General features: G+C 56.4%; 22 protein-coding genes. 5 read left to right on the top strand and 17 right to left on the bottom strand.

Features of this window, described 5'->3' with window-relative positions; all coding sequences use genetic code 11:
- Positions 1-29: 29 nt before the first annotated feature.
- The 6 genes from QRN55_RS19825 to QRN55_RS19850 form a co-directional block, all read right to left on the bottom strand.
- Complete coding sequence (locus QRN55_RS19825; RefSeq protein ID WP_284778049.1) at positions 30-821, bottom strand: inositol monophosphatase family protein; 792 nt, start codon at positions 819-821, stop codon at positions 30-32.
- Entirely contained in the window at positions 821-1,705 is an 885-nt protein-coding gene (locus QRN55_RS19830; protein WP_284778050.1) for a glycerophosphodiester phosphodiesterase family protein, read from the bottom strand. The genes QRN55_RS19825 and QRN55_RS19830 overlap by 1 nt, the downstream gene beginning before the upstream one ends.
- 48 nt (positions 1,706-1,753) lie before the next feature.
- Positions 1,754-2,617, bottom strand: a complete 864-nt coding sequence (locus tag QRN55_RS19835) for an ABC transporter permease (RefSeq protein ID WP_284778051.1) — start codon at positions 2,615-2,617, stop codon at positions 1,754-1,756.
- Positions 2,618-3,472, bottom strand: coding sequence for an ABC transporter permease (locus QRN55_RS19840; protein ID WP_284778097.1), 855 nt, complete (start codon positions 3,470-3,472; stop codon positions 2,618-2,620).
- A complete protein-coding gene (locus tag QRN55_RS19845; RefSeq protein WP_284778052.1) occupies positions 3,472-4,515 on the bottom strand; it encodes an ABC transporter ATP-binding protein in 1,044 nt (347 codons plus the stop codon). The genes QRN55_RS19840 and QRN55_RS19845 overlap by 1 nt, the downstream gene beginning before the upstream one ends.
- A gap of 62 nt (positions 4,516-4,577) precedes the next feature.
- A complete protein-coding gene (locus tag QRN55_RS19850; protein ID WP_284778053.1) occupies positions 4,578-5,807 on the bottom strand; it encodes an extracellular solute-binding protein in 1,230 nt (409 codons plus the stop codon).
- 143 nt (positions 5,808-5,950) lie between these two features.
- Here QRN55_RS19850 and QRN55_RS19855 point away from each other — a divergent pair, with 143 nt between their 5' ends.
- On the top strand, positions 5,951-7,099 hold the full coding sequence (locus QRN55_RS19855; protein WP_284778098.1) for an ROK family transcriptional regulator: 1,149 nt from the start codon (positions 5,951-5,953) through the stop codon (positions 7,097-7,099).
- Between the two features lie 171 nt (positions 7,100-7,270).
- Here the strand turns inward: QRN55_RS19855 and QRN55_RS19860 are convergent, their stop codons facing one another.
- Entirely contained in the window at positions 7,271-8,059 is a 789-nt protein-coding gene (locus tag QRN55_RS19860) for a COG3904 family protein (RefSeq protein WP_284778054.1), read from the bottom strand.
- A complete protein-coding gene (locus QRN55_RS19865; RefSeq protein ID WP_284778055.1) occupies positions 8,056-9,375 on the bottom strand; it encodes a hypothetical protein in 1,320 nt (439 codons plus the stop codon). The genes QRN55_RS19860 and QRN55_RS19865 overlap by 4 nt, the downstream gene beginning before the upstream one ends.
- A 628-nt stretch (positions 9,376-10,003) precedes the next feature.
- On the opposite strand from QRN55_RS19865, the gene QRN55_RS19870 reads away from it, so the two are divergent.
- On the top strand, positions 10,004-10,609 hold the full coding sequence (locus QRN55_RS19870) for a J domain-containing protein (protein ID WP_284778099.1): 606 nt from the start codon (positions 10,004-10,006) through the stop codon (positions 10,607-10,609).
- A 198-nt stretch (positions 10,610-10,807) separates the two neighbouring features.
- On the opposite strand, the gene QRN55_RS19875 is transcribed toward QRN55_RS19870, so the two are convergent.
- The 4 genes from QRN55_RS19875 to QRN55_RS19890 form a co-directional block, all read right to left on the bottom strand.
- Entirely contained in the window at positions 10,808-11,794 is a 987-nt protein-coding gene (locus tag QRN55_RS19875) for an ABC transporter permease (RefSeq protein WP_284778056.1), read from the bottom strand.
- 23 nt (positions 11,795-11,817) lie between these two features.
- Positions 11,818-14,298 carry an ATP-binding cassette domain-containing protein gene (locus QRN55_RS19880; RefSeq protein ID WP_284778057.1) on the bottom strand — a complete coding sequence of 827 codons (2,481 nt, stop codon included), beginning with the start codon at positions 14,296-14,298 and terminating at the stop codon, positions 11,818-11,820.
- A 29-nt stretch (positions 14,299-14,327) separates the two neighbouring features.
- Positions 14,328-15,407 carry a substrate-binding domain-containing protein gene (locus QRN55_RS19885; RefSeq protein WP_284778058.1) on the bottom strand — a complete coding sequence of 360 codons (1,080 nt, stop codon included), beginning with the start codon at positions 15,405-15,407 and terminating at the stop codon, positions 14,328-14,330.
- A 211-nt stretch (positions 15,408-15,618) separates the two neighbouring features.
- Positions 15,619-16,665 (bottom strand): zinc-binding dehydrogenase, encoded by a 1,047-nt coding sequence (locus tag QRN55_RS19890; RefSeq protein ID WP_284778059.1) that lies wholly within the window; start codon positions 16,663-16,665, stop codon positions 15,619-15,621.
- Positions 16,666-17,038: 373 nt separating this feature from the next.
- Here QRN55_RS19890 and QRN55_RS19895 point away from each other — a divergent pair, with 373 nt between their 5' ends.
- From QRN55_RS19895 to QRN55_RS19905, 3 genes are read left to right on the top strand one after another with little or no spacing between them, the layout of a single operon-like run.
- Positions 17,039-18,661, top strand: coding sequence for a GMC family oxidoreductase (locus tag QRN55_RS19895; RefSeq protein WP_284778060.1), 1,623 nt, complete (start codon positions 17,039-17,041; stop codon positions 18,659-18,661).
- A gap of 14 nt (positions 18,662-18,675) precedes the next feature.
- A complete protein-coding gene (locus QRN55_RS19900; RefSeq protein WP_284778061.1) occupies positions 18,676-19,422 on the top strand; it encodes an SDR family NAD(P)-dependent oxidoreductase in 747 nt (248 codons plus the stop codon).
- Between the two features lie 41 nt (positions 19,423-19,463).
- Positions 19,464-20,393: an SMP-30/gluconolactonase/LRE family protein gene (locus QRN55_RS19905; protein WP_284778062.1), complete on the top strand. Its 930-nt coding sequence runs from the start codon at positions 19,464-19,466 to the stop codon at positions 20,391-20,393.
- A 92-nt stretch (positions 20,394-20,485) separates the two neighbouring features.
- On the opposite strand, the gene QRN55_RS19910 is transcribed toward QRN55_RS19905, so the two are convergent.
- From QRN55_RS19910 to QRN55_RS19930, 5 genes are read right to left on the bottom strand one after another with little or no spacing between them, the layout of a single operon-like run.
- Complete coding sequence (locus tag QRN55_RS19910) at positions 20,486-21,337, bottom strand: MBL fold metallo-hydrolase (RefSeq protein ID WP_284778063.1); 852 nt, start codon at positions 21,335-21,337, stop codon at positions 20,486-20,488.
- A 33-nt stretch (positions 21,338-21,370) separates the two neighbouring features.
- On the bottom strand, positions 21,371-23,875 hold the full coding sequence (locus QRN55_RS19915) for a branched-chain amino acid ABC transporter ATP-binding protein/permease (RefSeq protein ID WP_284778064.1): 2,505 nt from the start codon (positions 23,873-23,875) through the stop codon (positions 21,371-21,373).
- A complete protein-coding gene (locus tag QRN55_RS19920) occupies positions 23,872-24,747 on the bottom strand; it encodes a branched-chain amino acid ABC transporter permease (protein ID WP_284778065.1) in 876 nt (291 codons plus the stop codon). The genes QRN55_RS19915 and QRN55_RS19920 overlap by 4 nt, the downstream gene beginning before the upstream one ends.
- Positions 24,748-24,750: 3 nt before the next feature.
- The gene (locus tag QRN55_RS19925; RefSeq protein WP_284778066.1) at positions 24,751-25,974 is read right to left on the bottom strand and encodes an ABC transporter substrate-binding protein; all 1,224 of its coding nucleotides are present in this window, start codon (positions 25,972-25,974) and stop codon (positions 24,751-24,753) included.
- 53 nt (positions 25,975-26,027) lie between these two features.
- Positions 26,028-26,819, bottom strand: coding sequence for an SDR family NAD(P)-dependent oxidoreductase (locus tag QRN55_RS19930; protein ID WP_284778067.1), 792 nt, complete (start codon positions 26,817-26,819; stop codon positions 26,028-26,030).
- Positions 26,820-26,883 lie beyond the last annotated feature (64 nt).

The raw sequence follows: 26,883 nt of genomic DNA on the forward strand, positions 1-26,883 counted from the left end.
CTTTCGACGCAAAAACCCCGTTCCCCGATTTATCGAGTTTCGGCGTTAAGGTTTTTGATTTCCGGCCATAACTCGGCAGCCGCAGTTAATAGTTTGGGCGTTCCGGCTGCGATCCAGGGGATGCCCGATCCGGCTCGGACGCCAATCCGAACGTCGAGGCCGGCTTCGCGCGCAAGAACAGCTCCACCTGCGATATCCCACATGGTGGTCAACTTCTGAAGGTGCCCATCGAAAATACCGCGTGCTGCGAACGCGAGCCCGATGGATGTAGAGCGGATCGATTCCACCACCCAGCCCGCATGGCGAAGACCGACATTCAGCGCCGCCACCTCCTCAGCGTCGGCCGCCGCACTGTCGCCCAGCGACATGACCTGGACATCCTCGAACGGTACATCGCGGTTAAGCGGTTTGCCATTGAGCAGAAGACCCGTGCTATCGGCGGCGGAATAAATCTCCCTAAACGCAGGTAGAGCGACCACGCCGAGTTCCGGCCGCCCGTTGCGCACGAAGCCAAGCGAAATGCCCCAGAGCGGCGAGCCGCGCAGGAAGTTCGCGGTGCCGTCGATGGGATCGATGATCCAGTAGGCATCGTCAGCGATGCCGCCCATTTCCTCACCCAGAACGGTTTCTCCCGGAAATGCCTCGGCCAGCCTGTCCCGCACGAGCCTTTCGACGCTGGTATCAGCTTCAGACACGAAATCCTGAAAGCCCTTGGTCCTCGTCGCAATGCTGCTGCGCGCTTCGAAAAAGTGCAAAGCGAGGTCCACAGCCTCTTCGATGACGAGGACGGCGCGCTCGAGGCGCGTGTTCATCGCTTCCATCACTTGGCACCATGATGGCCGCTGATGTGCAGCCAGTGTTTGAACGCATCCACCTCGTCGGTCTGAATGGCACCCACGCCTGCCTGCACAAGTGGGGCCCACACAGCATCGGGATTGCTCAGCGCGCGGGTATCGTTGAAATCGAGGCAATAGGAAACGTCGAGCGTGTTGATCCAGAGGCGGATATTCTGACGCTCCAGTTCTTCGCGGCCTGCGGCGAGATCGGCGATGTCGGAGAACTTCACTTCGATCATCGGCGCATGCAGCGCCTCGATCTTGCGCAGATCGTCAACGAAGTGGCCGGGTCGGACATCAAACATCGGCATATGCGGTATCTTGCCGAACCAGTCTGCATCGAGAATATCGAAATGCGCAGCTTGCGGATCGATGTCGGTTTTGACCAGCACCTGACCCTGAATACCGAGCCTCAGCACCGTCTCCATGACCTGCGGCAGGTCGCGCGTGAATTTGGTGTCGATGTTGACGGTGATCTTGCCGCGAATTTCTTCCAGCAACTCTTCCAGTGTCGGCACGCACTCATCGGTAACGGCTGCATCCTTACCGCCAGCCCCTGCCCGCAGCTTCGCCGCCCGCACAACATCGAACGGCAAGGCACTGACCGTTCCCGTTCCCGTCGTCGTGCGGTCGAGCGTCTCGTCGTGGATGACGACAAGTCTGCCATCGGCCGTGGACTGCGTATCGATCTCGATCATCTCGACACCAGCCGCAACGGCCGCGCGCACCGATGCCAGGGAGTTCTCCGCCGTGGTTTTCCAGCACCCGCGATGGGCAATCGTCAGGATGGCCGGGTTGCTTCGCGAGGATAGAGCCCGGACGTCGCAGACGTTGCTGGCTGGAAAAGAGGCGGGACGTGTTTGAGACATGGTTTTGACTTTCGGATGTTTCGATTGGGAGTTGGACGCAAGGATTGTTCAGAGTTTGCCCATTCCGGCTGCCATCAGGTCGTCGCGTAAAATGCGACCGGCGATGATGAAGACGACGAGGGCGGGGAGAAGCAGGATGAAGGAGACGATGGAGGCCAGCGGCAGCTGCATCGAATAGGGGTCGAGATACATGTAAAGCTTGATCGGCAAGGTCTCGACAACCGGCGCACCGACGATGAAGGACTTGTCGAATTCCTCGAAGCTGCCGATGAACGACATCAGACCCCCCGCCAGCAGCCCCGGCACGGCAAGCGGCAAGATGATGTGGAAGACGATGCCGAACGTGCCCGCACCCAGCGAACGTGCAGCATGGATGAGGTCGTCGGGAATGGTTTCCAGCGCCGCCGTCATCAGCCGGATCATCAACGGCAAGGTGCCGACGATCTGGACGAGGATGACACCGGGAACCGAATAGGCGAGACCCATGACCATGAACACCTGCCCGATGCCCACGGCAACCACAATGCCCGGAATGATGATCGGCGCCAGGATGAAGATTTCCACCACCCGCTTCAGCCGGAATGGAAACCGAGCCATGGCCCAGGCTGTGGGCAGGGCAATCGCAGCCGTTGCAAAGGTTACCACAAAGGCGATGGCAATGCTGTTGAAGGCAGCGCGGATCAGGCCGCTATCGCCCAGAATGCTGGCCCAACGCGCGGTCGTATAATCCTTCGGCACGACCAGCGGCGGAGCCCAGCCATCGGCCACGCTCCACAGGAACATCAGGGCAAGCGGCACCAGAATGGCAAGGCCCAGCGCCGTGTAGAGCCCGATTGACACGAAAATTCGGTCTTGCGGGTGGAAGGTGCGACGACGGGGAAGACCGTGGGTTTCGGTGATGACGGCGGCCATTTACGTGTCTCCCCGGTTCTGGCCAACACCGATGCGGGATGTCAGCGTGTAATAGGCAATGAGGACCAGAATGGCGAAAGCGCTCAACACCATGCCGATCGCGTAGACCTGATTGAACCGGCCCTGCTTGAACTCCTGCACCATGAGAACAGACAGCGGACGGGCCGTCGGCGGGCCGACAATGTCGGGAATGGCGTAGGAGCCCATGGAACCGATGAAGGTGAGAAGAATGGCGGCGGTGATACCGGGCATGGCCAGCGGCACCTCGACGAACAGAAAGGTCTTCAGCCGCGATGCGCCAAGCGTGCGGGACGCATAGCAGATATCTTCGGGAATGGCGGCAAACGCACTGGTGATGATCAGCGTCATAAACGGGATCTGCTTCCAGACGCTGGCGAGGATGACGCCGATGCCCCAGTCGTCACGCACGAGCTTCGGTAATGCAATTCCCAGCGGCGCAAACAGCCGGTCCATAAATCCACCGCGTTCGAAAACGACGATGACCATCAGGCCGACGATGATGCCTGGCACCGCCATGGGCAGCTTGTAAAGTCCGCTGAACAGCTTTCGCCCGAAAAAGCTTTTGCGGATCAGAAGTGCCAGAGGCACCGAAACCGCAAGCGAAACGATGACCGGCATCACCCCGTAGTAGATCGAGGTCGTCAGGCCTCGGATCATCGAAGGACGGGTGAAAATCCGCTCGTAAAGAGACAAAGTGAAGCTACCATCCTCAAGGCGGAAGCTGCCGACCAGCGCCGAGAAAAGCGGGCTGCCGAAGAAAACGAGGAGATAACCGACGCCGGGTGCCAGCAAGACAAGCAGCTGAACGCACCGGTCGCGAAGAAGGCCGCGCATCATGCAGCCTCCTTCACCGGTTGGTCATCGAGAAGATGGACCAGACCCGGAAATTGAACCGATACGCGGCTTCCGACATCGATCAGGGATACGGCACCGGACTGGTTGATACGTATCTGTTCCTTACCGATCTCGACGGTGTAGAGCGCATTCGGCCCCATGAACGACACGGCAGACACTGTGCCCGCACCGTTGGCATCGGCAGCGATGACGATGTTTTCCGGTCGCACGGAGATTTGTGCCGGGCCTGCGGCCCGTCCGTCCAGCGTGACAAGCTGACCCCAGGGCAAACGCGCCTCCTCGGTGCCGTCAGTCGTGACGGGCAGCAAGTTGGTCTGTCCCAGAAAACCTGCCGTGAAAGCGTGTTTCGGGGCGCGGTAGAGCTCGAGCGGTGTACCGACTTCAACAACCCGGCCCGCGTTCATCACGACGATCCGATCCGACATCGCCATGGCCTCGGCCTGATCGTGCGTGACGTAAATGCTGGTGGCACCTATTCTTTTGTGCAGTTCCGTCAGCTCGTGGCGCAATGTATCGCGCAGCTTGGCGTCGAGGTTCGACAGGGGCTCGTCGAACAACAGAAGGCTGGGCTGCATGACGATGGCGCGCGCCAGCGCGACGCGCTGCTGCTGGCCGCCGGACAGTTGGCGCGGCATGCGGTCCACGAGAGCCGTCAGATTGCAGATTTCCAGAGCATGGGCGATGCGTCTGATACGCTCATCCCTGGGCACTTTCTTCATGCGCAGACCAAATCCAAGATTTTTGGCGACCGACATATGCGGAAAAAGCGCGTAGGACTGGAAAACCATGGCGATATCGCGCGCTTCCGGCGGCGCCTGATCGATGCGTTTGCCACCAAGCCAGATTTCACCGCCAGATGGTTCGCTGATCCCCATCAGGATACGCAGAAGCGTCGATTTTCCGCAGCCGGAGGGGCCGAGGATCGTGACAAATTCGCCGCGCTCCACGCTGATCGACACGGGGTGGAGCGCACGGCTTGCGCCATAGTCCTTGGTGATGTTGTTGATGTCGAGTTCACTCATGACGATCTTCCTTGGCGATTGCGACAGGCCGGGACAAAGCCCGGCCCATGCGGGATTGAGCGCTACTGGTTGAGCACCTTTTCATCCAGCGCTTCGCCTAACGCCTTTGCCATGTCCCAGAAGGCGGGAACCGAAAGGTGCGGATAAACCTCCTTGGGCAGGACATGCACCTGCGCATCCTTCGGCATCATGTCGTTGGTGACGTCGAGACGCGGTGACCGCGAGGCCTTATGTTCCAGCTTCCATGTCTGGAATTCCTTGCTCATCGCCATGTCGATCAGAAGCAGGGCAGCGGCCACGTGCTTGGCATTGGCAGGCACGAACATGGCATCGCCGGAGCCGATCTGACCCTTTTCCAACAATGTCAGACGGAAGCTTTCGGGCAGTTGCTTGTTGCCCAGGAACGTCATGACCTGATCTTCCCAGACCGTGCCGATATAGAGCTGCTGGTTGTTGATGAGGTTCAACGTGTCGGCATTGCCGTTGGTCAATTCGGCAACGGGCAGCAAGCGCTTATAGTAGTCCCAAACCGGGTTCAGGCATTCGGACGTCATCGCCCAGTCTTCGGCCTCCTGCAGCGTCTTGCTGTAATCCGTCAGCTGCGTGCGGCAGTCGCCGGTAAGATAGTTGAGCGCGACCGAATAGATGAAACCGCTGCCGGAACCGCCTTTGGCCGGAAGAGTGACGCCGAGACGCTTGGGGTTCTTTTCCGCCCAGTTGAGCAACTCCTCAAAGCTTTTCGGCAGGTCTTCGGGCTTCACGAAAGCCGAGTCATAACCGATCGCCGTCTGGTTCATGTGCACCAGCGGATAGGTGCCGCCATGGTCCTTGCCGAACAGGTTTTTTGCCAGAACCGGATCGTAATTGGCCATGTTGGGCAGGATGTCCGTCAATGCAATCTTGCCCACGACACCTTTGGAAGACAGAAGCGGGTACTCACCGCCACCGGCGAAATACGCATCCACTGGCGAATCCTGGCCCGCTGCATGGACGGCAATCAGCTGCTGGTTCGCCTGATCGCCGTTTACGTCGCTATAGGAGACCTTGATGCCGTATCTGGCTTCGAAGCTGGTAACCAATTCCTTCCAGGTATCGGCAAAACTACCGGCGAAATTATACATCGTCACAGAGCCCTCGGCTTTGGCAGCGGGAACGACGATGTCATAGAAATTTTCGCGCGTGACCTTCGACAGATCGAAGTCAAGATTCTTCATATTGGTGTCAGCCGCCAGACAAGGCGCTGCCGTCGTCGCCAGCGCAAGCACGGCGATCGCAAGATATTTCATAGGCATTGATGGCTCCTCCTGGAGGTCCGTGGTCACTGGCTGCTTATTAATACACTTTAGGTGTAATATTTGTGACAGTCCTGTGAAGAATGCTCTTGGGCGCACCTCGCCTTATTGCCGCGGCCCTGTGCAGCCGCTATCCCAAGGCCATGACCCTCGACCCCAAAAAGCGCCTGATGCTCGATCGCCGCCCGCTTGCCAGCGGCAACGAGCGCATGATTCTGGATATCGTCAGGCGTTATGGACCGATCTCCCGGGCGTCGATCACCGGCCACACCAACCTGACGCAGCAATCCGTGCACCGGCTGATCGACGGTCTGCTGGAACGCGGGCTTCTGCGCACCGGCGCGCCGCTCAAAGGCACGCGGGGCCAGCCAAGCCCGACCATAGAGCTGGTCCCGGAGGCCAGCTATTCCCTCGGCATTTCCATCAACACCGATTCTGTTGTGATCTGCATTGCTGATTTCCGCTGCGATATCGTAGTCGAGGAAAAGCTGGACATGCTACCCAGTGATCGGAAGTTGACATTGGCTGCACTGTCTCTCGCCTTGGAACGCTTGTTCGGGCAGTACAACATCCCACGCGAAAAGCTGATTGGCCTTGGCTTTTCGATGTCGGGATTTTTTGTATCGCAAGACCGCGCCTTCAACGCGCCGGAGCCCTTAAGAGACTGGTCGCTGGTGGATCTGAAGCCAATCCTCGAAGACAGGTTCCGCCTGCCGGTCTGGCTTGAAAACAATGCCACGACTGGGGCGATCGGCGAAAGCCTGCGCGGCGTAGGCTCATGGTGCCAGACCTTTGCCTATCTTTCCTTCAATTACGGTTTTGGCGGAGGTCTTGTTCTGGGTGGCCAGCCGTTTTACGGCTTCTACGGCAATGCTGGCGAGTTCAGCGGGATTTATAATCCTGACGAATCTCATAAGCGGCCTGCATTACAATATTTGATCGAGACACTCCAAAAAAACGGGGTCGAAATACATTCCATTGAAGCGCTACATCGGCAGTTTGATCCAACATGGCCCGGTGTCGAAGAATGGCTCGTTCGAACCATGCCTCAGGTGGACCGGCTCGTTGCCAGCTTGATCGCAGTCATAGACCCTCAGGCCATCGTCTTCGGAGGACAGTTGCCGAGAAAGCTCGGCCAGATGATGATCGCCCGCATCCACATGCCCTCAGAGCGAGAACATCGCTACGGCGTCGGCCCACAGGAAGCTAAACTGGTGCTCAGCGAAACCGAAGGCGATCCTGCCGCCATCGGCGCGGCCTTGCTGCCGTTGAGGATGCGATCATTTTATTAGTTGTATGATCGACCATATTGTTGGCGCGTGTGCGGTCGTGAAATCGCATTTCGATTCCCTCTCCTTGATGGATATCGGAACCGTTGAAACGCCTTTGCATTTTCGGTTGTCTGGGTTGCCTCTTAGAAGCTTTGCGGGTGTGGACACCGGGTTTCGACATCTGATCGAGCGTCAGCCAGCGCTTGTTCCAGCCACAGGGGTTGCATCGGTCGTCAGCCGGTATTTCGCCATTTCTGCGGGCGTGAGATAATAGAGCTGGTTAGGCGGGGTCTCCAGCGCATGGATCCACAAACCGGCGCCGATACCCATTTCGTCGAGGTGTCGCGCGACACGCGCGGTTGTTGCCTGAACACTGGACATCGCTTGGTCCGGTGAAGGGCGCTCGATGCCGCCATTAAACACCTGATGTACGCCCACAACGGCATCTTTCTCGGCCGATCGTGTCACACCACCGGAAAAGACGATTGGGCAGGAAGAGGCGCATAGCGCCTTTTCCGCAACCTTCGTGGCAATATTCTTTTCCCGGATCAGCTTGGACATCGCAACGGCGTCATCGACCGAACCTCCCGGTGAATTCAAAGAGACTAATTTGATATACTCGCCACGGGCTTCGACCTCGCTGGCAAAACGGCCGGCTGCGCCGGGGTCGATGGTGCCTTCGGCAACGAGCACGCCACCCGAGACAAGATTGAATGTCATCGGCTTGCGCAAGACTTCATCCGGGCTTGAAGGCTGGACTGGCGGCGCGCCAGGCGCTCCTGGCGCGGTCATCGGCGGGAGAAAGGTCGGCACGTCCCGTAATGTTTCAAGACCCGGTCGAGCCGCTTCAGCCGTGCTGATCTCCCGGATGTCGATCACCAAAAAGGCGGCCGCTGCCGCCAGCAGCACGTAGAAGGCTCCACGCATCAGCACACCGTCGTCCATGCTGATCACGGCCTTGAACGCGGATGCCGGTTTCATGTCGCCGGACCTTTGCGGGGTGTTTTGTTGAGACCGAGACTGGTGATGTTGTTGGTCTCCGCGTCGTCCTTGTTGTCTTCGGCTTCGGCAATGGCATCTTCCGTGGCCTGCATTTCGGTGGCTGACATGGTCTCGGCGGCAATGGCTTTCTGCATCGCCAGCGTCTGCATCAGTTCAGCCACGGTGATCCGTTCGGCGAACGGCATGGTCTCTTCCTGCCTGCGGATTGCGCCATTCACCACGGCCAGAATGAACACCATGACACCTGGCAACAGGTCGATCGAAATGGCCCCTGCCCATGCGGGAATGAAGTCGGAAGCATAACGCAGAACAGCTTCCGCTGACGAGAGTGGCACGAAACGCCGCTCGGCCACAGGCGCACGCGAGAGAATCTCGTCGGCAGCGTCGGACAGCACCTTGGATTGCGCCGCGACCGAGGTGCGAATGGTTTCCATCACGCGATCCTGACGGCTGATTAGATCCTGTTCGCCACCGTCGGGGATCGGAGCGATGAAGCCGAGCGAAAGATCGTCGGCCGCACGGCGGATGGAGGGAGCGATCGAGGTTTGCCCCAACGATGCAATGACGCCTGTTAGGGCCACGACTTCCGACGAGAACTTGTCGGCGCGTGGTTCTACGACGCCGGGTGCCGAGACGAGACCACGCATGGTCTCGAGGCGCTTCTGGCCTTCGTTGAACAGGCTGGTAACCTGCTCACGCGAGGCATTGATGCCGTTTTCCAGTTCGTTCAGTTGCGACGACATCTGCGACAGCAGCGAGACGACGCTGCCGGAGCCAGTGGTGCCGGTCAGCGCGCCTGACTGTCGTTCGGATGCCGCAAGCTGGGTGAAACGCTCCTTGGCGCGTTGAATGTCCGGCAAAAGGCTCTGTGCTGCCAACGCATTCTGGTGCGCCTGATCCAGATCTTCCGTGTAATCCTCGACCGTTTCCGCAAGATGCTGTTCAAGAGCCGCCGATCCTGCGAGCGCGGCGGCATTCAACCAGCTCGACATCGCAAGGATCATCACGCAGCCAACGGCCATCACTGCCAGCATGGCGGTGCGGCTGGAACGGCTGGTGACGTGTGGATAAAACCGCGCCATATAGGACCAGAAGGCGTAAATGCCGACGGATACAGAGGCGGAGTAGATGATGGCGGCAAAGAAGACCGCCGTTGGCGAGCCGTCCAGAATGCTGCGCACACCCAGATAGGTGTAGACGCCGGAAGCGAGTGCGAGAACGGCAAGGGCGAAACGTGTCATCGTTTCGACCGCCGCCAGGCTTTCCTGCAAGCGATGCGATGCGCCAAGCGCCATGGCCGATCTCCGAAAAAGGAATGTATTCCTTAACAGTGAATTAAAATTCGGCGAATTCAAGGCTGTTGAAATATGCGGCTTCCGCAGTGCACCATGGCCGGTCAACTTTCAGTTATTTCGGCCTGAAAACAGCCGCGGTAAGGGTTTTCTGGTTCGAAGGGAAAAGCGAGTGGCCCGGAATTGAGCCGCCGACTTCGGTTGAGTGGCTGCTGGCCATGGAAAGGCGGTTCTTCTTGGCACCGTCGAAAACGAGGTTCGGGCAACGGTTCGGAAGACGGATGAAGCCGATGGCCTTGCCTTGCGAATTCTACACCGTGACGCCGTCGGGGCCGCCATTGTCGTCCGACCGTCATCACAGCCATCTTATTGGACAGCTTGATACCGTCTGCAACAAAGTCGCAGCTTCAGATGATGCGGTGCCTGCATCAATGTGGAACTTCTTTTCGTCCGGGGAGAAAGCTGGGCCTTTAGGACCTTAAGTTCTGCCGCGAGCCTGTTTGAATTATGTCTAGCCCAGAAGCGTTCTTTAGGTGAAACCAGTAAGCTTCTGCATTGAAGATTGACGAGCGGCAATTGCAAAAAGACTTCCGGAGTTGCCCAACTGGTCGTCGGCGTCCATATAGCTCAAATGACGCATGATTCGAAAATATTCGTAGGTCTTCGGTCCGCTCGCAAACGCTCGCCTTCGGTCAGCGAATCCACAGGCCCAAAATGCCAATGGGACGGGTGTGAAAAGAGCGGTTCTCACCGCGCGCCCGTGGGCGCGGGTGCTGAAGGTCTTTACCTGCTGTTCTGTCTTGAGCATGTGACCGCCTATAACAAGGGATACAGTTTCACGGCACTACCATCTAATCCCAACGTTGCCCGTTACCAGAAGGAAGCGACGACGGGTGCGCGCCAGACCTGGGGAACAAAGGTTAGCGCGGCAACTGAAGCTCCTCTACCGTCCTCAGTTCGTTCAGGCTCGGCAAAAGTGCTAAATGCTCGGAAGGCCGACGGGAAAGGGCAAACGAAGATCGGCGCCCAGCAACGAAAGCTCAAGGTACTGGAAGCCAAAGCTTTCGAAATACTCGGGCTTTCTCCCAAGGCTACATCCCAAGAAATCAAGAGCCGTTACAAGGAGCGGCTCAAAATGCACCATCCCGACGCCAATGACGGAGACCGCAATTCGGAGGATGCACTTCGATCCTCGATTGAAGCGTATAGAATTCTTAAACTGAACGGTTTTTGCTAAGTGTGTTCAATGGGACTGTGGATTGCTGGCAAATGAAGTACGAAATGAGAAAACGACGGCCGCAATCTCACGGTTAACTGCCAAACGACAAAGACTAACAGCGATAGTCAACCAAGCCTTAAGCCCATGGCCTGGAGTTTGATTTTCACGAGGCGAATGGCCAACATGTCCAGTTGAACCGCTTGATAGCGTTCCTGCTTAGTTTCGCACGGAAAGCACTTTGACGATCGTCGGCAGGTGTCTGACAGTCGCCGCTAAAAAGATTGCTCCAGCCTGAACAAGGAGTTGTGTTGCGGAGCTCGCTCCGAGCGACAAGACCATCTGGCCGAGTTGCGTGATAAAGATTGCCGCCATGGCGCTTGCAATCACGCTTCCCCGACCGCCCGTAAACGGCGTTCCACCGACGACCACGGCAGCTACACCTGGCAAGAGATAGTCATTTCCGGCGGTATGGGTCGCGCTGCCGATGAAACCCGCAAACATCATGCCACCGAGGGCGAAGCAGATTGCCGCGAACGCATAGGCACCGATCTGGTAGAGCGTGACACGGATACCGGCATTGTCGGCTGCGACAGGACTGACGCCTACCGCGACGAAACGCTTGCCGTAGATCGTATAGTTCATCACGATCGCTGCCGCAGTCACCAAACATATCGAGAAAATGAAACTGAACGGCAAGCCGGCAATGCTCTGGTGGGCGAAAGCCCCAAGACCCGACGGGGCCTGGATTGGGGTGCCGCTTGAAATCCAGCGGACACAGCCAATCATCAGAGCGTTGGTGGCCAGCGTCGTCACAATTGGAGCGATGTTGACGCGGGTCACGAGCAAACCATTCAGCGCACCGAACAGAAATGCCGCGAAAAGGGTTGTCGCAATACCGAAAAACAGTCCCCACCCATAGGTGACGAGGATGGAGACGATCATCCCTCCAAGGGAGAACATTCCGGCAGCCGACATGTCGATGCCGCGCTGCTGGATAACGAGGGTCTGGCCTATGGCAACAACGGCCAGAATACCTGCAAATGGCAGCATCGCCAGAAGCGCTGACGCACGCAACGATCCAGGAGCGATGATGTAGCTCAACAGAAAGACCGCGACAGTGCCGATCCACACCCAGTGATATTCACCGATCCTGAAATTGCTGATCACGCCGATCGATCGTCCTGAAACAACTGTATCTTTCATAACATTATCACTCATCGCTACACCTATAACGCAATCATCTGGCGGCTTTTTGAGTAGAAGGCGACGCTTGCAAGGATGACGAGACCGAGGAAAAAGAATTGCCACGCATCACTCAGCCCCAGGAAGGTCGCAACGACATTCACCTGATTGATGAGAATAGCGCCCAGCAGAGCCCCAAGAAACGAGCCGCGTCCACCCATCAGGCTGGCCCCGCCGATAACAACGGCTGCGACACTCGATAGAGTATAACTTCCACCAGCCGTGGGATCACCGACGCCGACCTGCGCGATCATCGTGATACCGGCGAGCGCAGCGAAGAAAGAGCAGCCTACATAAGCCGTGAGTTTGGTCAGGCCCGGCCTTACACCTGCCACCCGCGCCGCCTCCTCGCGCGAACCCAGCCCGCGCAAACTGATTCCAAGAAATGAGCGGTAGAGTGCAAATTCGAGCACGAACGCGGTCAAAACGACAATGATAAACGTAACGGGAACGAAGTCGATGACCGTGCTGATCCTGTCAATCAGGTCGTAGTCAAGAAAGCCATCCGCCGCTGGCCGTAAGATAAGCGAAATGGCCTGCACGGCCATATAGGTGACCAGCGTTCCGACCATGGGGTGAAGGTTGAGGGGTTCTACGAGAAACCAGTTCGTCAAACCCACTGCCAGCGCAACGGCCATCATCAGGCAAAACCCGAAAATGAAGTCGCCCGCCGAGTTTTCGGCTGTCAGATAGAAAGAGCCGACGACACCGACAAGTCCCATCAGGGTGCCAACGGACAGGTCGATACCACCGACAAGCATCACAAGTTGCTGGCCATAGGCGACGAGGGCAAGGGTCGCAACAAGCGCCATGACCCCCATCATGTTTCGAGCGGTGAAGTAATACTCATTGACGCTGCTACCGTAGAGACCAATAGCAATCACTGCCGCCAGAACCATCGCCAACGGCGCGACGTTACCGGCAGCCCAGTTCCATATATCGGCAATATGCCGACGCTTTCTGTCACGCAGAGAGTTTGTCGTCAGAATTTCTGTGGTAATATTGTTTTCCGTTACGTTGTCGCCTTCCAGCTGGCTCACAACGTGACCACGCGAAAAAATAGCGATTCTATCGCAAAGACCTGCGATCTCGGCGGCATCCGATGATACCACGATGATGGCTGTTCCATTGTCGGCAATGGACCGAAGGATCGCATAGATTTCAGCACGCGCACCGACATCGACACCCTGCGTCGGTTCATCCACCAGAAGAATGCGGGGGCTGGTCTCGATTACGCTTGCGAGGATCAGTTTCTGCTGGTTACCACCTGAAAGAGACGATATCCGCGTTTCCGTTGAAGGGGTTTTGACCCGGAACGCCTCTATTGCCGCATTAGCACGTTTGCGCTCGCTCGAATGCGAGACGAAGCCGACACGGAGATCGCTTTCGATGCTTCTTATGACGAAGTTTTCACGGACACTGAGTTCGCTAAAAATAGATTCCCGATGACGATCTCCCGGCAACAGGCGAATGCCTTCCTTGCAGGATGAACTGGACCCGGAAATCGGCACGATACGACCATTGACAGAGATGGTTCCGTCCCGAATTAGCTCAAGTCCGGCGAGCGCCCTTAGGAATTCGCGTTGGCCGTTATCGCTGACACCGGCGAGGCCCAATATTTCGCCGTAGCGCACGTTAAGAGTCACGTCCTTGAACGCTTCGCCTGAAAGCCCGTTCACTTCGAGCACGTCCGTCTGACTTTCGTTTCCAGTGCTTTTGGCCGGAAACTCGTGTTCGAGGGCGCCTCCAACGATCAGTTCGACGATCTGTTTTTCGCTGAGACCCTGGGCCGTGTATGTTCCCTGTCCCTTGCCATCACGTAGAACCGTCAGGCGTTGTGAAACCTTTTGCACTTCGCGAAGGCGGTGGGAGATATAGACGACAGAGGCCCCGCGTGCAGTGACGGCTCTGATGCGGGAAAAAAGGCGCTCGACATCCTCGGCAGCGAGATGTTCGGTTGGCTCGTCAAGCACCAGAACTTTTGGCTCCGAGGCAAGCGCCTTGCATATTTCAACAATAAATCTCTGTTCCGGGTTAAGGCTGGCCACCAGATCGTCAGCCGACACATTGCTGTCGTCGGACCAGGATTTCAAAATTTGAGTGGCCTTTTCCGCAGCTTTTCCGGGTGGAGGTCGCAACCGTTCGGGAAGGCCCAGAAATAGGTTTTCCGCCACGGTCAGATCTGGCATCAGAGATGGTTCCTGACGCACGATCGCCAAGCCAAGATTGCGCGCCTGTTCCGGCCCGGATGAAAGGACGGTGCCGTTGATCTTTACGGAACCGTCGCTTGGTTTGAGCGCGCCGGAAGCGACGGCCATAAGAGTGGATTTGCCCGCACCGTTCTCTCCGACAAGGCCGTGGACTTCACCCGCGACAACGTCAAAAGAAACGCTGTCCAGTGCACGGACACCCGGAAAAAGCTTGGTAACATTCTCGATTTCGAGAAGTTTGGGCGTATTCGTCATTACAGCCATCACTTGTCTACGCGGGTTTCTTATTTGAAAATGGCCTTAAGCTTTTCAGGCGTCAACTGGCCAGAAAAGTCTGCGTCAAGGGGAGCCGTTTTGTCGCATGTGGGTTCCTTGTTGGCAAAACTGTCGGCATAGAGAACGGCAGCAACGGTTGTCGAATCCGGGTTTTTCGTACCTTCGTAAATCGATATGCCGCGACGCAACGCAATGCGTGTCTGTGTCGTGGTACTGTCGAGCGTCAGGTAAGGCCAGGCCTTGCCTTCTTTCTTCGCGTCCACCCACATGCAGTTCATCTCGTTATTACTGGCCATGCTGACGACGAATGGAACCTTGAGGCCAGCCTGCTGGAAACTGCGAATGACGGCGACGCCAACCGGGCCGACATCCACGCCGACCACATCGATCTGCGGATACTTCGCCATAGCGCCGGAGGCAGCCTTCTGGGCATCGGCGGGGTTCCAGTTCGTCACGATGTAATTGTCATCGAGCAGTTTGATGCCGGGATGACGCGCCACGTTTTCCTTGATGCGCTCCATGAAGTTCTTCGAATAGGCAGTGCCGGCGGGGCCGCTGAAATACAGCATGTTGCCGGTCTTCATATGATCGCCCAGCCAGTCCGACCATTTGGTTGCAATCGTGCCGACGTCCTGAACGACGTTTGCAGCGTAATCCACACCCTCCTTGCCCGGAAGCTTCGCATTATAGGGTATCACAACGACGCCAGCCTTCGTCGCAGAGCGCATCGCCGGAATGAGCTGGGGACCAAAATCGGGAGCAACAACGATGACATTGGCACCCTGTGCGACAAGGCTGTTCAGGTCGCTATTGGCCTTTTGCGCGTTGCCTGCGGCATCTGTGTAGAGCACCTTGGTGATATTGGGGCATTTAGCGGCTTCGTCCTTGAATTCTGCCAGAGCAATCTTGCGCCAGGTGTCACCGCCATAACCATCAGCAAGCGCGACCACGGCAGGTTTGGTGCCGCACATTCCGGCAATATCCGCACCACCGTTCATCGGCATCGGTTCTGCTGCGAACACCTGTGAGGAAAAAGCAACGACTGCCGTAGTCTGAAGCAGGCATCTAGTCATTCTGGATATACGCATTCGATCCTCCCGATCAAAAACTAAAGGTTGTTTATTTTTCATTCCAGGCTGTCCCGGTCTTGCGCCAATTTTGCCTGCGACATGCAATGCTGTGGTTTGAATTTAAGGGTACGGGGACAATCAGAGCAATCGAGATTTGGGACTTCTGATGTGAGGCCAGATCACATTACGCCAGAAAATTCCAACCTCTTCCCGTTCGTCTCCTCCCAAACTACAGATCCATATTGAATTGGACTTTCCCGGCTTTTCCAGACGCTGACGTCTCGAAAGCATCTGTGAAATTGTCCAGGGAAAATTCATGGGTGCTGATATCTTCGATGTGAATTCTGTTCGTCATCAGAAGATTTTCGGTCGCGACCCAAGTCTCGTCGATCAGCCGGCCGTAAATGCCCTTGAGCGTGATCTCGCGATTGATAAGATATTTTGCAGCATCGATTTCAAGCTTCTTGTTCGGCAAGCCGGCAAGGATCAGACGCCCGCCAGGCTTCACGACGTCAAGTGCGCCCTGTATCGCCGCCTCACTGCCAGTGGCGTCGATCACGACATCGACGCCGAGACCGTTGGTCAAGGATCTTATGTCGGCGAAGATTGTATCCTGTGATGCATCCAAAGCGTGATCTGCACCGACTTTCTGCGAAAGCGCCATTCTGTACGACGAAACATCGGACGCGATGACCCGGCTGGCTCCAAGCGCCCGCGCCGCAGAAATCGTGTAGAGACCTATGGGGCCGCAGCCCATGACAAAGATCGCCTTGCCGGAAACGTCGGCCTCCATGGCAGCACGGACACCCACACCAAGCGGTTCCATAACAACCGCTTTTTCCAAAGGAAGCTCAGGCGCCACCACTCGCAGAGCCTGAACTGGCACGACGGTGTAGTCCGAAAAACAACCGAACCCGGATTTGCTGAAGAGGCGAAGATTAAGGCATGTATGGCGACGGTTCATTCGGCACTGCTCGCAAGCATCGCAATAAAGGTGGGTCTCTCCTGCTACCCGTTGACCGACCGTCAGCGTCGACACATCACGTCCAACCTGGAGGACCTCGCCACAAAATTCATGCCCGAGGACCAGCGGTGGCTTATAGTTCCGGGCCGCCCAGTCGTTCCATTTATAGATATGAAGATCGGTCCCACATATCGCTGCCCTGTGAATTTTCAGCAGAGCATCTTTGGGGCCAACCTCCGGTGTCGAGCGTGTCTCGATATCGAGTGCGCCAAATTCCGGTGCAGTTTTGATGACGGTACGGGATTTATACATGCATTGTCTCTGGCTTGAAGGCGGGGTCAAAGAGTTCCATGCTTTTCAGAAAGCCCATATCGGGTTCAGATCCAAACGATTTCTCGGAGACAATCTGTGAGATAATTTCGCCTTTCTCGCAGCATGGCCGGTAGTTAGGGCACGGTCACAGATACATCCAGTCATCGGGAAAATTCCGCCCCGATGCCACGCTGAAACGATCAACTCCACCAAATGAAGTGCAATCCCGGCAAGATGTGATTTTTTCTCACAGAAACCAACGGCAAAATAGCTGATAAAATGAGTTTGCGCAGGCTATGTCTAAAAGTATGCATATATCCGCGAAAATTGCGATGACGCGCAGACAGCGCTGGTAAATACAGAGGCATGCCGGATGAGTCCTGATAAGTTTGACTATATTATTATCGGTGCGGGGACGGCAGGGTGCCTGCTTGCCGAGCGCCTTACAGCCGATGAGAGAACCACCGTTTGTGTTCTTGAGTCCGGCCCCATGGACAATAATCCCTTCATTTCCATTCCTGCCGGTTTTTTGAAAACGGTGTACAACCCCAAAACAAGCTGGCAGTTCGAAACACCTGAACTGGAAGCGCTGAACGGGCGCTCCATGAGCCTGCCGCAAGGTCGTGTTCTGGGTGGGTCGAGTGCAGTTAACGGCATGGTATACAACCGGGGCCAACGTCACGACTACGATCGCTGGGCGCAAATGGGCAACCGGGGCTGGGCCTATGATGACATTCTACCCTACTTCCGCAAATCGGAAACACGCATAGGCCCGTCAGACGATCATTACCGGGGTAAAAATGGCGCATTGTCGGTTTCTGATAACGACTGGTCTCATGTTCTGTTCGACGCCTTTATAGCAGGCGCCCAGCAAATCGGTATTCCACGCAATCCCGATCATAACGCAGGCGACCAGGCTGGTGTGGGCCTCTATCAGCGAACCATCAAAAACGGGCGACGCGTCAGTTCGGCGCACGCTTTTTTGCGACCTGCGATGAAACGCCGGAATCTTGACGTGCGTACCCATGCACAGGTCTCATCCATTGTGCTCGAAGGCAAGAAGGCTTCGTCGGTCAGATATGTTCGCTCCGGCGATAACGGTTCGCCGGAGCGAACCGTCCACGCGCGTCGCGAAATCATTCTTTGCGGGGGAACGATCAATTCACCCCGTCTTCTCCAGCTTTCCGGCATCGGGCCAGGTGAGGTGCTCCAGTCTGCCGGAATTCGTACACTTCATAACTTGCCAGGGGTCGGCGAGAACTTTCGCGATCACTGCGTACCTCGCATTGTCGCACGGGTAAAAGGCACATCGACCATCAACCAATATGCGCGTGGCCTGAGGCTAGGCATGGAAATCGCCAAATGGGCGGTCGGTCGGCCCTCGATCCTCGGACTTCAACCCGCGATGGGTCATATCTTCTGGAAATCGGACGAGGCACTGGACTACCCGGATCTCCAGGTCACATTCACACCAGCGAGCTACAAACAGGGCTATATCGGACTGCTCGATGATTTCCCTGGAATAACCTGCGGGGCCTACCAGCAAAGGCCGGAAAGCCGTGGGCACGTTAGGGTTACCACAAGTTCGTTCCGTGATGCGCCTGTCGTCGATCCCAATTACCTCAGTAACCCATCGGACCAGCGCGTGGCGCTCGCGGGTGTCAAGCTTGTACGCCGTCTTTTCGCCTCGCCGGCGATGGCGAAATATATCGATCAGGAAGTGCTGCCGGGCATTGATGCGCAGTCGGATGACGAGCTTTTGAATTTCATCCGCAACTTCAGCTTTTCAGTCTATCATCTCATCGGCACATCCAAGATGGGACCGGCATCCGACCCCATGGCTGTTGTGGATGACGAGTTGCGTGTGCATGGAATAGAGGGCCTGAGGGTCGTTGATGCGTCCATCATGCCAACGATGCCGTCCGGCAACACTCAGGCTCCAACATATATGATCGCAGAAAAAGCAGCCGGTATGATCAAGGCGGCAGCGAAGTGAACAAGGTGACAGCAATGCTGATGAAGGATCGAATAGTCGTTATCACCGGAGCCGGTTCAGGCATCGGCAAGGCCGCCGCCATCCTGTTTGCGGAACATGGTGCTCACGTAGCGGCCCTCGATGTTAATGCCGACGCGGTCCGGCAAACCGTCACCGACCTCCCCCCAGGGCGGCATCTGGCAATTTCATGCGATGTGACGAGCGAAGAACAATGCAACCAAGCCGCAAGAGTTGTTGAAACAGAACTCGGTGTTCCCGACGTTCTCATCAACAATGCTGGCTATGCCGAGCACGGTGATTTTCTCGATGTCAGTCTGGATCAGTGGAAGTCGATCATGAATGTCAACGTCTATGGCACGGTCAATGTTTCCAAGGCCTTCCTTCCAGCGATGAAGGCCGCGCGCCGTGGCTCCATTATCAATGTCTCATCCGTGGCCGGGCAACGTGGTGCCAGAGGGTTTGGCGGACCGCATTACACTGCGAGCAAGGCTGCGATCATTGGCATTACCAAATCCATGGCACGAGAATTTGCCGAGGATGGTATCCGCGTGAACACCGTGGCACCCGGTTTCACGGAAACCAATATTTTCAAGGGCCGCCTCGATGATACGATCCGCAGCAGCATGATTGCAGCGCTACCTCTTGGCCGGGGCGGACAGGCGCAGGACACAGCGGGTGCCATGCTTTACCTCGCGTCCGATCTTTCGACTTTCGTGACCGGGAGCACAATCGACGTCAACGGCGGCGGGAACATGCGGTGAAAGGGAAAACGTAATCGCGCGTAATTTCAAGGGAGGTTTGCATGACTACAGATTTCAAGATCATTTCCTCGGAAATCGACTTTCCGGAGGGGCCGATTTACATGCCCGACGGCTCACTGATCGTCGTGGATATTGCCCGCGGAGATGTTGCCCGTATCGATGAAAAAGGAAAAAAGACGATTATTGCAAAACCGGGCGGAGGACCAAACGGGGCCGCTTTCGGTCCTGATGGTCATCTCTATGTTTGCAACAGCGGAGGGTTTCATTGGGAGCGCATCAATGGCGGCCTGTTCCCGACGCGCGCCGCTGACGACTACAGCGGCGGACGGATCGAGCGGATCAACATCGACACCGGCAAGGTTGAGGTCCTCTATTCCGATTGCGACGGTCTGCCGTTGAAGGGGCCGAACGACCTCGTCTTCGATAAACACGGCGGCTTCTACATCACCGAACACGGAAAGCGCCGCAAACGCGATATGGATATCGGCAGCATGTACTATGCCCGCGCCGATGGCAGCATGATCAAGGAAGTGGTTTTTCCAAGCGAAATGCCGAATGGCTGCGGACTGTCTCCTGACGAAAAAACGCTCTATGTTGCCGAAACGAATACCGGCAATCTATGGGCATATGAGATCGCTTCACCGGGTGAGATAAAACACATAGCGCCCCATGGCGGCCGTTACATGAACGGTCCTCCGGGGTTCACCTCCTACGATTCCCTTGCGGTCGAGGAAAACGGAAATATCTGCATTGCCTCACTGGTCTATGGCGGCATTAATGTCGTGGCACCCGATGGCACCTTCGTTGAGTTTATCGAGCTTCCCGATCCGATCTGCACCAATATTTGTTTCGGCGGCCCTGATCTCAAGACCGCCTATGTCACCCTTTCCAGCACCAGCCTCGTGGTCAGCATGCCATGGCCTCGCCCGGGACTGCGCCTGAATTTTGACCCTGCTGTCCATACCCCATGATAGGGGGAAAATGGTCGATACTCCCGAGAGGTCGTTGACGGTACATATCACCGTCAACGGCACGATTACATTTTGATACAGAAACACATCGCTCAAGGAGCTTCGAAAATAAAACCGGGGCCGTTTTCTCCTGATACGATCTTTCCAGCCGAGGTGTGGGCGAAGTGGCTGGCGAGAAGCGTGGCTTGCGACTGCAGGCAATACTCTATCAAGGCCAGCCTCGTCTTCAACGCCTCAGCAGGGTCGACGTCGCCACCGTTGCGAAGCCAAGGCTTGTCGATCTGGAGCGGGCTGTGAAGAGCATCCGCAACCAGCAACACCTCGTTCTCACCGTCCCGTATAGAAATGCCGAACTGAAAAGGTGTGTGCCCGGAAAGCGCCCGAAGCTGGATGTTATCATCGTATGTCTTCATGTCCTCCAGGCTGTCCAGTAATACGGCCTGGCCGGCAGCAACCACCGGAGCTACGCTATCGACAAATGAGGCACGCGTCGCCGCAGAACCCGCGCCATTTGTCTGTGCCGCCAGCCAGAATTCATATTCTGCGCGCATCATGATATAGCGGGCATTCGGAAAAGTGGGACGCCAGGCTTGCCCGTCCCAGAATGTGTTCCAGCCGACATGATCGAAATGCAAATGCGTCATCAAAACGAGATCGACGGCCTCCGGCTCTACCCCCAGTGCCTTCAGACGGTCGAGAAACGGCGTATCGAGATTTTCGAATTGTGTCTGGCCATGGCGAGCACGACCATTTCCACAACATGGGTCCACGAGAATATTGTTGTCGGGCGTGCGGACGAGAAATGCCTGTATATTGACCTCGAATTGCCGAATATCAGGATAGGCGTCTGCAATATTCACGAGTAACCACGTCGGGGAAACTGCCAGATCCTGGAGTTCCAGCACACGATCGATTGTGGTCGAGCCAACCGAAATCTGTTTCATTCAGAACTCCCTTGTTTCACTCATACAAGACGATCAAAGCCAGAGCTTTTCTTTTCGAAGGTCAAGATCGACAAGCAGCGGTCGGGCCGGACCCTCATGAATTATACGACCCTGTTCAAGCACCACAACGCGGTCGGCGAGATTGAGAAGCACATCGAGATTGTGATCGACGACAATCATGCCAGTTGACCTCCGAACCTTGTCGAGAGCGTTGACGAGTTCATCCACCATTATGGGGGACAGGCCCTCGAAGGGTTCGTCGAGAAGCAAAAGCCTTGTATCGCCAGTCAGGGCACGCGCAACTGCAACCATCTGCTGTTCACCGCCGGACAACAGCTCGGCTGACTGCTGGCTGCGCTCGCGTATCCGGGGGAAAAGTTCGAAGATGGCTTCCTCATCCCAATGGGTGCCGTTTCCGGTGCGCCGCCGCAATCGACCGAGTTCGATATTGTGCGCGACCGACATGCCGGTCACCAGCGCGCGCCCCTGCGGCACATAGGCCATGCCCAGCCGGGCGATCTCGTCGGCTTTCCTGGCAGCGGTATTTTCACCGTGAAAGGAAATATCCCCGCCGGAGGGAGGTTTCAGGCCAATCAGGGACTTGAGGATCGTCGATTTGCCCGCGCCGTTGCGCCCCACGAGTGCAACAATCTCACCGCTGCGCACATCGAGCGAGAAGTCATTGATAATGACGCTCTTGCCGTATTGAACCTTAAGCCTGGATACGGACAATATCATATCACCCGTTGGAAGGGCCTGCCGTTCCTCGCCAACATGGTGGGCACCCCCGCCGATATATGCTTTCTGCACCGCAGGGTTTTCGCGGATTTGATCCGGCGATCCCGAAGCGAGCAGAGTACCCTGCTCCATCACAGTGATGGCATCGGAGATTTTAAGCACCCGGTCGAGATCGTGCTCGACCATGAGGATCGAGACGCTCTCGCGCATCCGCCCGATCATGCGCGAGACTCGGTCTCGCTCGGCAACAGCAAGGCCTGCGAACGGCTCATCCAGCAACAGCATGTTTGGTCGCGTTGCAAGCGCCAGTCCGAGATCAAGGATTCGCTGTCCCCCATAGGAAAGGTCGACCGCCCTTGCTGTCTCTATTCCATTAAGCCCGATGAACCCCAGCATGTCTCGCGTTTCGCTCGCGATGTCTTCCATGGTCGAAAGCGGCTGAAGCAGCCCATAGCGGTGTCTCGAACGGGCAACGACGGCAAGCCGGATATGATCATAGACCGTCAGAACAGGAAACAGGCTCGTAATCTGGAACGACCGGGCAAGGCCCGCCTGTACGATGCTGTGTCGCGCAAGCTTGTGGATCGGGCGTCCGCCGAGCCGAACACTCCCGGTAGTCGGCTTGTAGAACCCGGATATAAGATTGAACAGCGTCGTCTTGCCTGCTCCATTGGGACCGATCAGCGCGTCAACTGCGTTCGGCGAAACCCGAATCGACATATCCTTCACCGCTGCCAGCGCCCCAAAGCTGACACCGAGCTGATCCACTTCAAGAACATTTATATCCTTTTCCATTCTGTTGAACGGTTGTGGAACCGGGGCATCGGGATCCTCCCTTCGTTCAGCCATCGCCGCGCCGGTTTCCGGACCAGTTCGCCAGCGGGATACGATCCGTGACCAGAAGCCCATCAGGCCGTTTGGCGAAAAGAGAACGGTGGCGACGAAAACCAGCCCGAACCAGAAGAGCCAGTTATCCGTGCGAGAGGTCAGAAGTTCCTGCATGATGGAATAGAACGCGGCTCCAAGCGCGGGGCCGAGAAAGGACCGCATGCCGCCAATCACCACCATGGCAACGAGCGCGCCGGAAAAACTGACCGAAAGCGGATCAGCCGACGCGAACCGGTGATGGAAAACCTGCAGTGCGCCTGCAAATCCTGTAATCGTCACCGAGATGACAAAGGCGATCAGTTTATAGCGCCGGATATTGAAACCGATGAACTCGGCTCTCGTCTCATTTTCTCTAATGGCTTCAAGCACGGCCCCGAAAGGGCTGTTGTCGAGACACACGAGGAAAAGGAAAATAGCAAAAGAAACAAGCGCAACGAATATGTAGTAGGCGGATGCCGGCTCCAGAGAAATCCCCACCAGAGTCCCACGGAAAACATCGCCCAGACCGTTCTCACCACCGGTAAAATTCGTTGATCGGTAGGCTATCGAAAAGGCAAGGACAGTGACAGCCAGTGTGAGAAGGCTGAAATACACTCCCCGACGCCGCAAGAGCAGAGCACCGATCACCGTGCCAGCCAAGGCGATGAAAATGATGGTTACCCAAAAAGGCGCCAGCATCTGCTGAGGGAACCAGAATTTCTGGGACAACGCGGCGATGTAGGCACCACTGCCAAACCACGCACCGTGGCCGAACGATACCAGACCGGTTTTTCCAAGAAGTAGATTGAGGCCCATGCACGCCACAGCCAGAACGACAAGATCCGTTGCAGTGCCCAGCGAAAAGCCGATAGCATTGGCGCCAAAAGGCAGGATGACGAGCGCGACCGCGCCAATAAGGATTGTCTTGATCATTCGAACCGCACTATTCTTTCACCGAACAGTCCGCGGGGACGCGTGAGCAGAACGATGACCATGAGAATGTAGATGGATGCCTCGGACGCGACGGGATAGAAATACACCGTCAGGCCACGTACGACGCCGACCAGCAAAGCCGCCACGACGACGCCCCAGAAGGATCCGAGGCCGCCAATGACCACGACGACGAATGCGGCCGTGATGACCTCGGCCCCCATGGCCGGATGAACGCCAACGATGGGGGCAATGAGCACACCGGCCATGCCGGCGAGGCCTATGGACAGCCCGGCCAGTGCCGTCAGGATCGGGGACAACGAAATCCCCATGGCTGCAACCATATCCGGGTTCTGTACGCCTGCCTTGATGATGCGACCAAACGGCGTCTTGTTCAGCAGCGCCCAGACGCCCGCCAGGGCAAGGATGGCAACGGTCAACATGAACAGCCGGTAACGGGCAAATAGCAGGTCGCCCAGGATCAACTGGCCGCGCAATTCTGAAGGCACAGAGACCTGCATCGGCACCGAACCGTAAATCATCCGCAACACTTGCTCGATCACCATTGCAAGTCCGAACGTCGCCAGCAGGCTGATGATCGGATCCTCTCTGTAGAAACGCCGGAAGATAAATTTTTCTGTTGCGAGGCCAAGCATCGCCACAACGAGTGGCGATATCAGAAGCGAAGGCCAGAAGCCCGACACGTCGCGAATGGTGACAGCGACATAAGCGCCAATGGCGTAAAACGCCCCATGTGCGAGATTGACCACACCGGAAAGGCTGAAGATTAGTGACAGCCCCAGCGCAATCAGCAGATAGTAGGTCCCGACCAGAACACCGTTCAGGACCTGCTCCAGGATGAGTGTTGCGGCCATGTGTCAGACCTTGAAATGGCAGGCGTTTTCTTCCGCCGTCGGAGCCAGAATTTCCAGTGGCTGATCAGCATTCGGCAATGGTGGCCCAACCGTCAGCCAGTTCCATTTGTCAGCTTTCGCGTCGGCAGCAATCGGCTTCATCATAAACATTTCAGTCATGATCTGGTGGTCCCAACTGCGGAAATAGCTCGGTCGGGATTTCAGGGATTCAAAGGTCGCACCCTTCTCGAAATACTCGATCAGTCTGACCGTCTCGATGGACTTCGTCTCATTGCAGGCCTGGGCGAGGGCAGTCAGGCCAACGTAATCGGACCACGCCTGATTTTCGGGCGGTTCGTTGTATTTTGCCATGAAAGCCGCTGTGAAGGCTTTCGATGCCGGATTGTCGAGCGTGTGAAGCCATATGACAGGCCATTCGCCGGAAAAATTCTCGCGCCCGGCGGCCCATGCCAGGGCAATATCGGTGCTGGCACCGGCCAGCGGGAATTCAAGACCCAAGTCGTAATATTGCTTGATGAAGTTTGTCACCTGCAAACCGCTGAGGTTGATAATGACCACATCGGGCTGCGCCTGACGTACCTTCAGGAGGTAGGGCGAAAAATCAGCGACATCCAGCGGGACCAGGTCCTCGCCTATGAAGTTTGCACCGTTCGCGTCGCCAAAACGACGCACCACTCTGGTCAGGTCATGGCCGAATGCATAATCTGCCGTCAGCATATACCATTTCTTCCCAGTCACACGACCGTCGCGCAGCATGGAGCGGGCCATCGTGTTCACATACATCGTATTCATCGCATCGCAGTGGAAGGTGACACGGTTGCACTGTTCACCACGCAGCTTGTCGCTGTTGCCCCCTGTATGCATGAAGATTTTTTGCGACCGTTCCGCGACCTGCATGATGGCCACGGCAGAAGGAGAACTGCTCTCCCCCTGCAAGAAGTCGACCTTGTCGATGTTGACCATCCTTTCAGCCTTGTTCGAGGCCGTCGCGGGATTGACGCTGTCTTCGATGATGAGCTGAACCTCGCGACCAAGAATGCCTCCTGCCGCGTTGATTTTTTCAGCAGCGACTGTTGCTCCCATGGACGCATATCGCCCAACCGCACTGATTGCCCCTGTCAGCGGGGCCAGATGGCCTATTTTGATAGTGTTGGTCTGCGCCCTCAAGATTGCCGGAGCTGCGAGAACGCCAACGGTGCCGATGAGAACTGAACGCCTGGTAATCATGTTTCCTCCCAGAAAACGATTTTGCGTGGTTAAAATTTTCGATGATTACAGTGCTAACGCCCCCAGCAGCTTTTGCCGCCATCCACCGGAAGGATCACGCCGTTGATATATTTCGCTTCGTCGGAGGCCAGAAACAGCGAAGCATTGGCGATATCCCATGCGTCACCCATCCGACCCATGGGGCTTGCTGCGTTACGTGCCCTTAGCATCTCGTCGATCGACGAGAATTCACCGGCTATCTGCTTGTAGATAAGTGGAGTGTCCATAACACCGGGCAGGATTGCATTTGCCCGTATTCCCTGCGGCGCATAGTGCACTGCCAATGCTTTCGTTATCTGGTTTACGGCCGACTTCGACCCGTAGTAGGAAAAATACGGATACTTGTTGATCTGCAGCGAGGCGAGCGAAGAAATGTTGATGATGACGCCGCTGCTTTTGGCAACCATGTGAGGAAGCACATGTTTGCATGCAAGAAACACGGTCTTCACGTTGACATCGAAAACATGATCCCAGCTTTTTTCACTGGTTTCCTCAATCGAACCCATGATCGTGGTGCCGACATTATTTTGAAGAATATCTATTCGGCCATACCTGGCGATGACATCGCGGACGATGCGAACGACGTCTGCTTCTCTGGTAGCGTCGCCCGTGTAACCCAGGGTATCAAAACCCTCGGCCCTCAGAATCTCAACCGTTTCCGCAACGCTTTCCGGGTTCATATCCACAGGAAGGACGATGGCGCCATGGCGTGCATACGTGACCGCCGTCGCTTTTCCATTGCCCCAGCCAGGACCGGACGATCCTGCTCCCATCACCAGGGCAACCTTGTTCTCAAGTCTCTTCATTTGAAATCCGCAGCGGTTCGAAAACAGGGCTCGCTATCCATAAGCCAAGCTTAGACCCTCGAAC

The sequence above is a fragment of the Agrobacterium sp. lyk4-40-TYG-31 genome, assembly GCF_030209855.1.
Taxonomy (GTDB): Bacteria; Pseudomonadota; Alphaproteobacteria; order Rhizobiales; family Rhizobiaceae; genus Agrobacterium; species Agrobacterium vaccinii.

What these genes read in the sequence shown, in the direction of transcription:
- QRN55_RS19930 (WP_284778067.1), bottom strand. Translation starts at nt 26,819, where the DNA reads ATGAAGAGACTTGAGAACAAGGTTGCCCTGGTGATGGGAGCAGGATCG.
- QRN55_RS19840 (WP_284778097.1), bottom strand. Translation starts at nt 3,472, where the DNA reads ATGCGCGGCCTTCTTCGCGACCGGTGCGTTCAGCTGCTTGTCTTGCTG.
- QRN55_RS19890 (WP_284778059.1), bottom strand. Translation starts at nt 16,665, where the DNA reads ATGTATAAATCCCGTACCGTCATCAAAACTGCACCGGAATTTGGCGCA.
- QRN55_RS19845 (WP_284778052.1), bottom strand. Translation starts at nt 4,515, where the DNA reads ATGAGTGAACTCGACATCAACAACATCACCAAGGACTATGGCGCAAGC.
- QRN55_RS19910 (WP_284778063.1), bottom strand. Translation starts at nt 21,337, where the DNA reads ATGAAACAGATTTCGGTTGGCTCGACCACAATCGATCGTGTGCTGGAA.
- QRN55_RS19860 (WP_284778054.1), bottom strand. Translation starts at nt 8,059, where the DNA reads ATGAAACCGGCATCCGCGTTCAAGGCCGTGATCAGCATGGACGACGGT.
- QRN55_RS19895 (WP_284778060.1), top strand. Translation starts at nt 17,039, where the DNA reads ATGAGTCCTGATAAGTTTGACTATATTATTATCGGTGCGGGGACGGCA.
- QRN55_RS19855 (WP_284778098.1), top strand. Translation starts at nt 5,951, where the DNA reads ATGACCCTCGACCCCAAAAAGCGCCTGATGCTCGATCGCCGCCCGCTT.
- QRN55_RS19850 (WP_284778053.1), bottom strand. Translation starts at nt 5,807, where the DNA reads ATGCCTATGAAATATCTTGCGATCGCCGTGCTTGCGCTGGCGACGACG.
- QRN55_RS19830 (WP_284778050.1), bottom strand. Translation starts at nt 1,705, where the DNA reads ATGTCTCAAACACGTCCCGCCTCTTTTCCAGCCAGCAACGTCTGCGAC.
- QRN55_RS19885 (WP_284778058.1), bottom strand. Translation starts at nt 15,407, where the DNA reads ATGCGTATATCCAGAATGACTAGATGCCTGCTTCAGACTACGGCAGTC.
- QRN55_RS19825 (WP_284778049.1), bottom strand. Translation starts at nt 821, where the DNA reads ATGGAAGCGATGAACACGCGCCTCGAGCGCGCCGTCCTCGTCATCGAA.
- QRN55_RS19925 (WP_284778066.1), bottom strand. Translation starts at nt 25,974, where the DNA reads ATGATTACCAGGCGTTCAGTTCTCATCGGCACCGTTGGCGTTCTCGCA.
- QRN55_RS19835 (WP_284778051.1), bottom strand. Translation starts at nt 2,617, where the DNA reads ATGGCCGCCGTCATCACCGAAACCCACGGTCTTCCCCGTCGTCGCACC.
- QRN55_RS19900 (WP_284778061.1), top strand. Translation starts at nt 18,676, where the DNA reads ATGCTGATGAAGGATCGAATAGTCGTTATCACCGGAGCCGGTTCAGGC.
- QRN55_RS19875 (WP_284778056.1), bottom strand. Translation starts at nt 11,794, where the DNA reads ATGAAAGATACAGTTGTTTCAGGACGATCGATCGGCGTGATCAGCAAT.
- QRN55_RS19905 (WP_284778062.1), top strand. Translation starts at nt 19,464, where the DNA reads ATGACTACAGATTTCAAGATCATTTCCTCGGAAATCGACTTTCCGGAG.
- QRN55_RS19920 (WP_284778065.1), bottom strand. Translation starts at nt 24,747, where the DNA reads ATGGCCGCAACACTCATCCTGGAGCAGGTCCTGAACGGTGTTCTGGTC.
- QRN55_RS19870 (WP_284778099.1), top strand. Translation starts at nt 10,004, where the DNA reads ATGACGCATGATTCGAAAATATTCGTAGGTCTTCGGTCCGCTCGCAAA.
- QRN55_RS19880 (WP_284778057.1), bottom strand. Translation starts at nt 14,298, where the DNA reads ATGACGAATACGCCCAAACTTCTCGAAATCGAGAATGTTACCAAGCTT.
- QRN55_RS19915 (WP_284778064.1), bottom strand. Translation starts at nt 23,875, where the DNA reads ATGATCAAGACAATCCTTATTGGCGCGGTCGCGCTCGTCATCCTGCCT.
- QRN55_RS19865 (WP_284778055.1), bottom strand. Translation starts at nt 9,375, where the DNA reads ATGGCGCTTGGCGCATCGCATCGCTTGCAGGAAAGCCTGGCGGCGGTC.